This is a genomic window from Flavivirga sp. 57AJ16 (genome assembly GCF_028736925.1).
Taxonomy (GTDB): Bacteria; Bacteroidota; Bacteroidia; order Flavobacteriales; family Flavobacteriaceae; genus Flavivirga.
This window is the reverse complement of the sequence record NZ_JAQZAT010000002.1, coordinates 37,384-49,824: the sequence shown is the minus strand read 5'-3', so window position 1 is coordinate 49,824 and position 12,441 is coordinate 37,384. Positions and strand designations below refer to the sequence as shown.

General features: G+C 32.2%; 13 protein-coding genes. 4 read left to right on the top strand and 9 right to left on the bottom strand.

Annotated elements, in window-relative coordinates; genetic code table 11:
* Positions 1-111: 111 nt before the first annotated feature.
* Positions 112-1,041 carry a lytic transglycosylase domain-containing protein gene (locus PQO00_RS02545; protein ID WP_274183261.1) on the bottom strand — a complete coding sequence of 310 codons (930 nt, stop codon included), beginning with the start codon at positions 1,039-1,041 and terminating at the stop codon, positions 112-114.
* 35 nt (positions 1,042-1,076) lie between these two features.
* A complete protein-coding gene (locus tag PQO00_RS02540; RefSeq protein WP_274183260.1) occupies positions 1,077-1,742 on the bottom strand; it encodes an alpha/beta hydrolase in 666 nt (221 codons plus the stop codon).
* Positions 1,743-2,138: 396 nt separating this feature from the next.
* Between PQO00_RS02540 and PQO00_RS02535 the strand changes: the two genes are divergently transcribed.
* Positions 2,139-2,435, top strand: coding sequence for an N-acetyltransferase (locus PQO00_RS02535; RefSeq protein ID WP_274183259.1), 297 nt, complete (start codon positions 2,139-2,141; stop codon positions 2,433-2,435).
* Positions 2,436-2,704: 269 nt separating this feature from the next.
* Here PQO00_RS02535 and PQO00_RS02530 read toward each other — a convergent pair whose 3' ends face one another.
* Both PQO00_RS02530 and mtaB read right to left on the bottom strand, forming a co-directional pair.
* Positions 2,705-3,208, bottom strand: coding sequence for a hypothetical protein (locus PQO00_RS02530; RefSeq protein ID WP_274183258.1), 504 nt, complete (start codon positions 3,206-3,208; stop codon positions 2,705-2,707).
* A gap of 110 nt (positions 3,209-3,318) precedes the next feature.
* Complete coding sequence (mtaB, locus tag PQO00_RS02525; RefSeq protein WP_274183257.1) at positions 3,319-4,659, bottom strand: tRNA (N(6)-L-threonylcarbamoyladenosine(37)-C(2))-methylthiotransferase MtaB; 1,341 nt, start codon at positions 4,657-4,659, stop codon at positions 3,319-3,321.
* 386 nt (positions 4,660-5,045) lie between these two features.
* On the opposite strand from mtaB, the gene PQO00_RS02520 reads away from it, so the two are divergent.
* The gene (locus PQO00_RS02520) at positions 5,046-6,671 is read left to right on the top strand and encodes an ABC transporter substrate-binding protein (RefSeq protein WP_274183256.1); all 1,626 of its coding nucleotides are present in this window, start codon (positions 5,046-5,048) and stop codon (positions 6,669-6,671) included.
* Here PQO00_RS02520 and PQO00_RS02515 read toward each other — a convergent pair.
* The 5 genes from PQO00_RS02515 to PQO00_RS02495 form a co-directional block, all read right to left on the bottom strand.
* Positions 6,658-7,359 (bottom strand): lysoplasmalogenase family protein, encoded by a 702-nt coding sequence (locus tag PQO00_RS02515; RefSeq protein ID WP_274183255.1) that lies wholly within the window; start codon positions 7,357-7,359, stop codon positions 6,658-6,660. The two genes, PQO00_RS02520 and PQO00_RS02515, sit on opposite strands and share 14 nt — an antisense overlap.
* Positions 7,360-7,532: 173 nt before the next feature.
* Positions 7,533-7,874 carry a hypothetical protein gene (locus PQO00_RS02510; RefSeq protein WP_274183254.1) on the bottom strand — a complete coding sequence of 114 codons (342 nt, stop codon included), beginning with the start codon at positions 7,872-7,874 and terminating at the stop codon, positions 7,533-7,535.
* Positions 7,875-7,882: 8 nt separating this feature from the next.
* The gene (locus tag PQO00_RS02505; protein WP_274183253.1) at positions 7,883-8,797 is read right to left on the bottom strand and encodes a hypothetical protein; all 915 of its coding nucleotides are present in this window, start codon (positions 8,795-8,797) and stop codon (positions 7,883-7,885) included.
* 268 nt (positions 8,798-9,065) lie between these two features.
* Positions 9,066-10,241 (bottom strand): GlmU family protein, encoded by a 1,176-nt coding sequence (locus PQO00_RS02500; protein ID WP_274183252.1) that lies wholly within the window; start codon positions 10,239-10,241, stop codon positions 9,066-9,068.
* A gap of 170 nt (positions 10,242-10,411) precedes the next feature.
* Positions 10,412-10,663: a type B 50S ribosomal protein L31 gene (locus PQO00_RS02495; protein ID WP_274183251.1), complete on the bottom strand. Its 252-nt coding sequence runs from the start codon at positions 10,661-10,663 to the stop codon at positions 10,412-10,414.
* Positions 10,664-10,822: 159 nt separating this feature from the next.
* Here PQO00_RS02495 and PQO00_RS02490 point away from each other — a divergent pair, with 159 nt between their 5' ends.
* Both PQO00_RS02490 and PQO00_RS02485 read left to right on the top strand, forming a co-directional pair.
* Complete coding sequence (locus PQO00_RS02490; protein ID WP_274183250.1) at positions 10,823-11,338, top strand: DUF4199 domain-containing protein; 516 nt, start codon at positions 10,823-10,825, stop codon at positions 11,336-11,338.
* 56 nt (positions 11,339-11,394) lie between these two features.
* Positions 11,395-12,345, top strand: a complete 951-nt coding sequence (locus tag PQO00_RS02485; protein ID WP_274183249.1) for a glycosyltransferase family 2 protein — start codon at positions 11,395-11,397, stop codon at positions 12,343-12,345.
* Positions 12,346-12,441 lie beyond the last annotated feature (96 nt).

The window sequence follows — 12,441 nt, the reverse complement described above, 5'->3', positions numbered from 1 at the left end:
GGAGTTTATCTTGAACCTAAACGAAAAGCAGGAATAACAAGCTTTGTTCAGTAAAAAAGAATTGCGTTCTTTTTGTTAAAAACTATAAACTTTAAATCCTTAGCGGTTTTTTTATTGTACATCATGATAATACCCCGCTTTAGGTATATCTATAGTGTATAATTTTCTTGTTTTATTATTTAAATGTGGTTCGCGTAACCAAGGATTATGTAATTTTAATATTTTGTAGTTAATACCAAAACCTTCAGCAAATTTAGAGAAATCGGTCACTGCCGTATCAACAGTAACTTCATAAGTAGGAACATTTGCATACAGATCCTTTTCCCTAAAATTAAAACCATACTTAGCAGGATTTGATAAAATTTCTTTTAATGCCACTATTCTAAATATATAACGTCCCGTTTCCTCTCCCAGTAGTAAATCATAGTAATTAGACACATTTTGCTCTTTCAGTCTTCTAGAAACCCCCGCATTACCCGCATTATAAGCTGCTGCTGCCAAAGTCCACGAACCTAATTCCTCTTTAGATTTTAATAAGTATTTACAGGCTACTTCGGTAGCTTTTTCTAAATGATAGCGTTCATCAACATTATCATTAACTTCCAAACCATTTTCTCTTCCTGTAGCTTTCATAATTTGCCAAACACCTCTGGCTCCAGCTGGAGACACTGCATTAGTTAAACCACTTTCTATAACCGCTAAATATTTAAAATCATCCGGAATACCATGTTTTTTTAAAATAGGCTCTATAATTGGGAAATACTTTTTGGCACGTTTAAACATTAATAATCCGTTAGATTGCCAATAGGTGTTAACTAATAATTCTCTATCCATTCGCTCTAAAATATCAGGATTTTTAAGCGGCATCTGTTCTCCTGCAAAATTTAAGTCATCTGGGACTTGCAATGCATAAACATTATAATCATTAATTAGTTTTTTTTCAAAATTCTCATCCGTTGGAGCGTCTTGTAGGGCATAAATAAACAGGGCCGATAAACTTAATAATCCCACAAACGCTAATAATTTCTGTACTGTCTTCATTTTTAATAAGTTTTGCTTAAAGGTAAAATTTTTATTCAGGTTTCTAAAATTATATGTGGTAAATTCTTATTAAACCATTTATATTTATTTATAATCATAATATGTGTGCCATTTTTTATGGTGATGCAATTCGTTATATTTTTAATGGGAAACACGGCATCATTATCTCCATGAATGTGTACAATACCTGGTAGGTTTTCGTTTTGGTCCCAACAGACCATTTGCTTAATAGCCCAACTTAAATATTTGCTGTCATTCACAGATAAATATTTCTTATACAAATCTATACGTTTTTTTATAATGCCACCAAAAACATATTTTGCCAGTAAATCAATATTACTGGCCAATTGTATTGGCACTAAGGTATAGGCCTTGGTCTTTTTAGCCAAGATCATGTGCGTGGGTAATTCGTGTTTTGATTTAACACTAGATATTATAATGAGTTTTCTAACATGTATATGTTTACTCATTTCTTGAACCAAAACACCTCCAAATGACACACCTATCAACACAATATCTTTATGCTTTATATTATTTATCATTCGTAATGCATAATCGTTAATAGATTCATCATTAATGGGCAACATCCACTCAAGCCAATGAATCTCAAATTGATTTTCCGGTAATTTTATATACTCAAAAATTGTAGGGTTTGCTGCCATCCCCGGCATTAAATAAACATGTATTATTTCTTCTTCCATTTCTATTGTAAAGAATTTAGTAAATCACCTCTGAACAAACTCACAAAGCATAATATAGAAAAATAATTTAAAAAATTTCGAAACAAGTTCGGGATATTTGATCCAAAAAGCCCACGAGAGATCTAAAATACCAAAACAAATTCAGCACATAAAGTGGGATTAGCCTGCCACGACAAAGGCGTGGATCAACTAACCTGTTTTGAACGCATGGCTTCGCAACTTTTCCCACGCTATAAGCGTGGACTAATAAAACTTACCCCCTAACGGTTTATTTTATAAGGTATTAACCTTGATTTCTCTTTAGAATGACAAATATTTTTTGTACTTTTGCAAAACAAAGTTATATAAATAGTACTCACTATTTAAGATTCCTAAAGAAATAAAACAAAAATAACCATGGTTGAAGCTGCAGAACTAATTGATAATGATTTTTTACGTCAGTTTGAAATAAAAATTGATGACCAATTAGCTAAGGTTGAATACTCTTTACAAGAGCGAAAGATTTTCCTAACGAAGTTAATTATCCCAGAAGGCATTAAAGACCAAGAGTTTAGCAAAGAATTTCTAGTAGCTGTTTTCGAACAAATTGAAGAACGTAATTTAAGCGTTGTACCTACAAGTCCTGAAATTGCTAAGTTTGTAAGAAGCAATAGAAAATACAAACGCATGCTTCCTGTTGGAGTAAGAATTTAATTTTTAAAACAAAAAATTAATAAAAAATCCGAAGTTAATAGCTTCGGATTTTTTATTTTCTGAACTTTTTTAAAGAAATAATAGATCTCCGTTCGCGTTCAGTATATATAGTTAAGTCGATATAAAATGGCATAGAATATTTAGATATAAAAAATTGAAGTTCATGGCAAAAAGCGTAGGCATAGCCTAGTTACGACGAGTATTTCTAACGAAGAAATTCGGTTTTTTACTCTGAAGGTTCATGTTATTTTATATGGATTTAGCTATATTTATTGCTTCGTATAAACCAATGTTAAATCCTTAGTAGCCAATACTTCTGTAAAACCTGTATTATATATGGTTATGGCTTCTTTCAATACCCTAAATAATTGATCTCCTTTTATAGTAGATTCTTTATCATTAAATATTAATGTATCTCCATTTTGGGAATATGTCGTTGCAAAGCCAATAACACCTTCTTGATCGCACATGACGTTAAACACATACTCATCTGTAGTTCCCTCTAATAAAGTAATATCAATATCCAGACTAAAGGTTTTATTTGAAGACATAACGCCATTAGGCTCGAAAATTAAAGTTTCATTATTTACACATTCAATTTCATCTAAAATATTAGTGCTAACAGTACCATCATTATTAATATCAAACCCGCCTACTACATCCCAAGCTGTAAGTTTCCAGGTACCTACAACCGACAAATCATCATTATCCTCACTAGAACAACTTGTAAACAATAATAATGCAAAGCATAAAATAAAAAGTAATTTACTCATATTTGGGGCATGGTTAATCCCTGTAAATGTAAAGTGAGCAACTCTATTTACACAATAAATAAGTTAAAGTGAGTGAAACTCTGGCTAATATGTATGGCAATTATGGTTTTCTAGCTTGAAAAAGCTTTTACAAATTCAAACCTTACTAAGCCATCTGTGTCAATTTTGGTAAGATGCACCCGGTGCAATGTATTCATCAATTCAGGATCCCAAGGTGCTTTTACTTTTACGTAGTTCGCGGTAAATCCATGAATGTAGCCTTCTTTATTTTCACTTTCAAATAATACTGTCCTTGTAGTACCAATTTGGCTTTCATAAAAAGCACGACGTTTTTTAACCGATAAACCTCGCAGCATTTTACTGCGCTTACTTCTTACATTTTTAGGCACTACCCCATTCATTTCTGCAGCTTCTGTATTATCACGCTCAGAATATGTAAATACATGTAAATATGAAATATCCAATGTATTTAAAAAATGATACGTTTCTAAAAAGTGTTCGTCTGTTTCTCCTGGAAAACCAACAATAACATCTACACCTATGCAAGCATGAGGCATCACCTCTTTTATTTTAGAAACACGATCTACATACAATTCCCGCATATAACGACGTTTCATTTTTTTTAGAATTTCGTTACTTCCAGACTGCAATGGAACGTGAAAATGAGGTACAAAGGCTCTCGATTTAGATACTAAATCTATCGTTTCGTTTTTTAAAAGATTAGGCTCTATGGATGAAATTCTTAATCGTTCAATACCTTCGACATCATCTAACTTGGTAACTAAATCCAAAAAAGTATGTTCGTGCCTTTTGTTACCAAACTCCCCTTTACCATAATCACCAATATTAACCCCAGTGAGCACAATTTCCTTTATATTCTTCTTGGAAATTTCTTGAGCATTTTTTAAAACATTTTCCATGGTATCACTTCGTGAAATACCACGGGCTAACGGTATGGTACAATAAGTACATTTGTAGTCGCACCCATCTTGGACTTTTAAAAAAGCGCGCGTTCTATCTCCAATGGAATAACTGCCCACATAAAAATCTGCTTCTTCTATCTCACAAGAATGTACTTGTCCAACCCCTCGACTCCGCTCGGGATGACTTAACAAATCATTAATATAGCTTGTAATATTGAATTTTTCAGTAGCCCCTAAAACCAAGTCAACACCGTTTACATCGGCCAATTCTTGGGGCTTTAATTGTGCATAACAACCTACCGCTGCAACAAACGCTTCTGAATTTGCCTTCTGAGCTTGCTTGACAATCGTTTTAAAACGTTTGTCTGCATTCTCGGTAACCGAACAGGTATTAATCACATAAAGATCTGCTTTTTCAGAAAAGTCCACGCGCTCAAAACCTTCATCTGTAAAATTCCTGGCAATAGTTGACGTCTCTGAAAAATTTAGTTTACAACCTAAAGTATAAAATGCAACTTTTTTCTTCATTTATTCCTTTTCATTTCCTTTATGATGGAAATGTATTTATATTTACATGCCTTCTAACTTATAAGCCTGCAAATTTACATAATTGCTACAAGTAATACAATCTAAGTGCGAAGACTTGAACTAAAGCCAAATAAAAAAATTCTTGAAACAGACTATCCCTACCTAGTCGGCAGACAGGCTCGAGGCAGAGCCTTCGGGGAATTATTTAGAATTAAACCTTAAAAGGATGACGCATATAATTTGTTTCAATTTATTGGACAGTTTAAATAGATATAGGAGTTATGTCCTTTTCAGAATTAATTTATATTTATTCTGGGGTGATAAAAAAATAGAAAGCACTTCCTGAAGGATAAACCGCTATTTAAATAATTACAAAAATTAAACGTGTGAAACTTATAAAAACCAATATAAAATATTCAACACCCTACTTAATTGTAGTATATATTATTTTATTATTAAGCGCATGTGCAGATAATACACACAAAAATAAAGATCATTTAGTTTTTAGGTATAATGAATATGCGAACATAAATACTTTAGACCCTGCATTTTCTAGAACTTTACAAGACAATTCTGTTTGCAATCAGTTATTTAATGGCCTTGTACAATTAGATAGTAATTTGAATATCCTACCGTGTATAGCTAAAAACTGGAATACTTCAGAAGACGGCCTTACTTACAAATTCACATTACGAAATGACGTTTATTTTCACAAGCATGCGTTATTTGGAAAGGATTCAACCAGAACAGTCAATGCCAAAGATTTTGAATATAGTCTCCATCGTTTAAAAGATAAAAAAATCGCTGCACCTGGTAGTTGGGTTTTAAATAAAGTGGATTATTTTAAAGCTATTAATGATAGTATTTTTCAGATTACCTTAAAGCAGCCATTCCCTGCTTTTATTGGCTTATTGACCACGAAATACTGTTCGGTTGTCCCAAAAGAAATTGTTGAACACTTTGGTACAGAATTTAGGTCCCACCCTATTGGTACTGGTCCTTTTAAATTCAAACGTTGGGAAGAAAACATTAAACTTGTTTTTAGAAAAAATCAGAATTACTTTGAAAAAGACGAAACTGGTGCATCCTTACCTTATTTAGAGGCCGTAGCACTTACTTTTTTACCAGACAAACAAAGTGAGTTTTTACAATTTGCCCAAGGTAATATAGATTTTGTATCTGGTTTAGATGCCTCGTATAAAGACGAACTATTAACAGCAGATGGCCACTTGCGGGATTCCTATAGTGAAACTGTAAATATGATTCGTGGCCCTTATTTAAACACAGAGTATTTAGGCTTCTATTTAGATTCTAAAACCCCTGAAATTCGATCTGAATTAATACGCAAGGCTATTAATTATGGGTTTAACAGAAAAAAAATGATGATCTATTTACGTAATGGTATTGGCAATCCTGCCAATGGTGGTTTTATTCCTATGGGCTTGGCCGGTTACAGTAAATCTATTGGTTTTTCTTACCAACCAGAAAAAGCAAAACAATTGGTAAAGCAATTTAAAAAAGAAAGCGGTATTGCAAATCCAGAAATCACGTTAGTAACAACAAGTAATTATTTGGATTTTTGTGAATTTATACAACGGGAACTTCAGAAAACTGGATTGACAATTCATGTCGATGTTATGCCAGAAGCGACTTTAAGGTCGGCGAGATCAAATGGAAAAGTAGACATGTTTAGAAGTTCTTGGATTGCCGATTATCTGGATGCCGAAAACTATTTATCTATATTCTATAGTAAAAATTTTGCACCTAGCGGCTCAAACTATTTTCACTTTAAAAACACATTATTCGATAGTTTATACAATAAGGCCTTTACTGTTACCAATATTGAAGAAAGAAAACATTTATATACCACCATGGATTCCCTAGCCATGCAAAATGCTATTATAGTACCCTTGTATTATGATGAAGTGGTGCGATTTACAAGAAAAAATATTTCTGGACTTGGTATTAACCCCATTAATTTATTAGACTTAAGACGCGTTAAAAAGAATTGATGCCATGCTCTTTTTTATGCTCTTTTACAATTCCAAAAATAATAAGGTACACTGCTATACCATAAAACAGCATAATTAAAATATCCTGCATTGGCAAATCCATTTTAAACGTTTTTATCGCCATCATACTCTCACAAAGTATATAAAAAATAATTCCAAAAAACACATATAAATAGCTAGCCCTACCAACAACTTCTTTTCTTAAAAAAGCAAATTGAATAAGTAATAATGATATAAAAAAACTAACTAATGCTGGCACAAAAAAGGCCTTTAAGCTATTGTAAAGAAAACTTACTATAAAAACCGTATAGGCAAATATCACAATAGAAAAGGGTAATAGTCTTATAATATTAAAATCTGATTCATGGGAAAGTCTCAAACTTAAAAAGATTTTTGCCAAAGCAAAAAAAAGCAAACTAGTGCTCAAAAAAATAATATCAGTATGTTTTATAACCAGTACATCCCCTATTAAAAAGCAAGACAATGCCAGAATGACCCATAGCTTTTTTTTCTTTCGCTTCTCGTTAGTATTAATGCAGTAATAAAAAAACAAAAGTAGCATTAAAGGTGGCTTGGAAATATATCGATATGGAAAAGCACTAAGATTTAGTTTAACCAAAATATCCATAGTCAATATAACAAAGAAAAGAATACTGGCCTTTTTCTCATTTTTTAAAGTATGTAACACAGTTTATTTTTTAGGGGCAATAACAAATCTACAGATTTTAAAATCTGTAAACCATAGCTAATATAGAAAATAGGATTATAACTGCCAATTCCCTTCAAATAGAATGTCATTAGATTTCCTAACACAAGATGAGTTTAATAGATAGTAGCTATACCCATAACTATAATAGGCTCCTATTTTAATGATGGTCTTTCAATATCCTTCCCAATATTATTGATTTCATCTTTTACGACAACGACTGCTTTTTCCCATTTTCTCTCTAGCAAAATGTAAAATAAATACACGGCACCAAGTCCAAACGGAATCGCTATTATATTTATCATAAGGCTATTTTCCAGATCGACATCCATTATTTCCAACATGACTAAAACCCCTAAAACTAATCCAACAAAAAAGCTTCCAGCATAATAAACGACAATACTCAATATTGCATACAGCCATTTATTTTGGTTATATGCTTCAGATAAATCATAAAATCTTTTTCCAATAAAATAAATAAGTAAAATCCCTAACATAAATATTTTTAGTTTTGTTGAAAATAATAAATATCATCATCGCCTTTACCTCCAGAACGTTTCGACGAAAAATAGCCTGTTTTATTCTCAGCATCAATAATAAAACAAAAATCGTCCTGCTTACTATTTATTGGCTGCGGTAACTTTATAGCTTTTTCAAAAGTCCCATCGACATTCATCGTACTTTTATAAATATCGAATCCACCAAAACCATTGGGTCTATTCGATGCAAAATACAATGTGTTATCAGCACTTATAAAAGGAAACATATCTCGACTATAAGAATTGATTTTACTTCCTAAATTTTTTGGTTCGCTATAAATACCATCATCAAGGATATTTACCTTAAAAATATCAGAACCTCCCCTTGTGGTCTCTTTACCACCTCTAATATTTGCCGTAAAATATAAAGTTTTTCCATCTTTACTTAAAGCAGGGTGCGCATAAGAATATTTAAGTTTACAGAATGGTAACACTTTAAAGTTAGTCCAGCCTAAACCTGCTTTAAATTCGCCTACTGCAATATGAAAATTAGCTTCGTTAAAATGGCCTTTCGGCATATTTTTTCTAGTATAATTAGTAGCTAAATAAATGCGCTTCCCATCTGGGGACATAGTGGCACTTGTAATATGGGATATATGCTGCTTAGGATCGATTTCTATAGGCTTCACATTAACTATACGGCCTCCATCTAAAAAGTCACCTTGATAAATAGTTAATATAGGCTTCCCTTCAAATCGTTCTAACCTCTTCTTTTTATCTAATAAATACGACGTGAAAATAATTTTTGAATCGCTAATCTTCATCAAACCAAAATGCGGATATTTTGTGTTAATTTCTACGTTCGTAACACTGTAGTCTTTGGTTTGGGAAAAACTTATCAGTCCAATTAAAAAGATTATGTAATGAATTAACTTTGACATAAGAGCAATGTGCTATAAACAAATATAATCATTTGAATTCAAACCTATTACAATTGTCTATTGCTAATACCAATCGAATTTCAAAATGACGCATAAATAATTTGAAATATACTGAAATAATTTCAGCACAGTTTTTTTGCTTAGATGAAGTGATTTAAAAAAATCTAAGTATAGCCAAGGTTATAGTTCTATTCTTTGAAGAAATATAAGTGAAAAAGAAGCAAATTATATGTGTCACCCTTTTGGGGTTTAATTGGTATAATACCAATTAGTCTCTTCTGTATGCCTTGGTTTTTTCAAATATACATTCCAAAATAGCGCGATCTTGTTCTGTGAATTGCTCTTTACGTCTGGACATCACAACACTGGCTACTTCAAACGCTTTCTTAGTTAAATACGTTGTGAAGCCACTACTACCTCCCCAACTAAAACTTGGCACAAAATTTCTTGGAAATCCACTACCAAAAATATTGGCACTTACCCCTACAACTGTACCTGTATTAAACATCGTATTGATACCACATTTACTGTGATCTCCCATCATTAATCCGCAAAATTGCAATCCTGTTTTAGCAAAACTTTCGGTTTCATAATCCCACAAACGCACTTCTGCGTAATTATTTTTCAAATTAGAGGTGTTCGTGTCTGCACCGAGATTACACCATTCTCCCAAAACAGAATTTCCTAAATAACCTTCATGACCTTTATTTGTGTTGGCAAACAAAACAGAGTTCGTAACCTCTCCTCCCACTTTGCAATAAGGTCCAACCGTTGTTGGCCCATAAATTTTCGTACCCAATTTTACAACGGCATGTTCACATAAAGCAAAAGAGCCCCGTATGGTAGCCCCTTCCATTATTTCAGTATTTTTACCAATATAAATAGGACCTTTACTGGCGTTAAGCGTGGTAAATTCCAATGTAGCCCCCGCTTCTATAAAAATATTCTCTGGAGCTATAATATTATTACTTGGTGGTATGGGTTGTGATATTCTATCTTTTGTGATTAAGTTAAAATCTTCTTGAATAGCCTCACCATTTTTAGAAAATATGTCCCAAGTATTTTCAATCTTTATAATAGGTGCTCTAAATTCGAATGTTTCAAAACTGTTAAAATCAATATCGTCTTGGGCTTCTTTAGCAAAAAATGCAATAATAGCTTCATCTTTAAAAATGGCTTGATTTTCTTTTAAATCTTTTATCATTTCAACCAATTCCAAATTTGGAAGGCAAGATGCGTTAATCATCACATTTTCTTCCATTTCAACCATGGGATATTTATCAGACAAATAGTCTTCCGTAATAGTAGTCGTTGTTGTCTTTAAAAAAGTTTCCCACTTTTCGCGAATGGTTAAAATCCCAACTCTTATATCTGCTACAGGTCTAGTAAATGTAAAGGGTAACAAATTATTACGGGAAGGGCCATCAAAAAGAATGTAATTCATTTTTTATTTAATTTATAAACGCCAAATATAGACAATAGAACCTGTATGTGTAATGCATTTCACCAATTAAAATAGCAGCTGGTCGTTGTGTTCGAGAACACTAAAAAAAGGCATAAAAAAAAGCCTTTCAGAATTCCGAAAGGCTTTAGATTATATTTATTAAGCTAATTTTATTTCTTAAATTTAGCGTATTTAGTTTTGAATTTGTCAATACGACCAGCTGTATCTACTAATTTAGATTTACCAGTATAATATGGATGTGATGTTCTTGATATCTCCATTTTAACAAGTGGATACTCAACGCCATCAACCTCTATTGTTTCATTAGTATCTGCTGTAGATTTTGTTAAAAACACATCTTCATTAGACATATCTTTAAATGCTACTAATCTATAATTTTCTGGATGTATACCTTTTCTCATCGCTAAATGCTTTTTATTCTTTACAATTTTGGAAGTGCAAATTTAAGTATTTTTTATAAATGGGCAATACTTTTTATTATTTTTTATTTTATCCCGTATGTAACGTTTTAGTATATTTGGATACTAACAGATCAACTAACATTTTTAAATAAAATATTTATGGAAACAAAAAGCGTTACACCTGGTAAATTTGCTACTAATTATGGGCTCATTTTAGGGTTAATCCTAATCCTAATAAGCATCATCATGTATTTTACCGGCATGCAACTTGAGGGTGAACAATGGCCTATGTACTTATACTACATTATATTTCCAGTAGTAATAATATATGCTATTAGTCAGTTTAAGAAAAATAACCTAGGTCTCCTCAGCTTAAGTGAAGCGTTAAAAGTTGGATTGATTACCGCCATAATTAGTGCTTTAATTTTTGCTGTATATAATATTATTTTCAATTACCTTATAGATCCTGAATTTATAGGTAAAATGATGGAAGTTACCAAGGATAAAATGCTGGAAAATCCAAACATGACAGAAGAAGCTGCTAATAAAGCCATAGAAATGATGGAAAAATTTTCTAATCCATTTTTAGGGAGCACCATTTGGGTGGCATTAAGTGCTGTATTTGGGTTAATTTATTCTCTTATCGGTGGATTAGTAATGAAACGTGAAGCATAGAATATTGGTCAAATAAATTCAGTATTTTTGAAGTATCAAATTTTGAAATTTCATAAATGAATATATCCGTAGTTATACCGCTACTAAACGAACAAGACTCTTTAATGGAATTACACGATTGGATTGCAAAAGTGATGCAATCCAATCATTTTTCATACGAAATTATTTTTATTGATGACGGTAGTACTGATAATTCCTGGCAAATTATCTCTCAACTAGCGTCTCAAGACAATTATGTAAAAGGGATTCGTTTTTTTAAAAATTTCGGAAAATCACAAGCACTTCATGCCGGTTTTGAAAAAGCAAAAGGCGATGTGGTCATTACTATGGATGCAGATTTGCAAGACAATCCTGATGAAATCCCGGAACTTTACAACATGATTACGAATGATGGTTTTGATTTGGTTTCCGGATGGAAAAAAAAGCGTTACGATTCTGTTATTGCCAAAAATTTACCATCAAAACTATTTAATTGGGCCGCAAGAAAAACCTCAGGGGTAAAATTAAACGATTTTAATTGCGGTCTCAAAGCATATCGTATAAATGTTGTTAAAAATATTGATGTCAATGGTGAAATGCATCGTTACATCCCTGTACTATCCAAAAATGCCGGGTTTACAAAAATTGGCGAAAAAGTAGTACAGCACCAAGCCAGAAAATATGGTGAAACAAAATTTGGAATGAATCGTTTTATCCATGGTTTTTTGGATTTAATTACCATTTGGTTCCTATCACACTTTGGTAAACGTCCCATGCATTTATTTGGTGCTTTAGGGTTTATTATGTTTACCATCGGTTTCGGGTTCTCATTCTATCTGGGCATAGATAAATTGTTTTTAAATCCAACGGGCAGACTTATCACGCAACGGCCCCAATTTTATATTGCACTTTCAACCATGATCATTGGTACACAATTTTTTGTTGCTGGCTTTTTGGGTGAAATTATTTTGCGTACCAAACAGGATAAAAAGCGTTATTCTATTAAAAATGAACTAAACTTTAATTAGAATTATAACTTTTTCTCCAAAAACGTAGCATCGCAAAGCTTTATAAAACACTAAAACGTTTGCGTTATTAAATATTAGTTCGGTTAAAAAAACGAA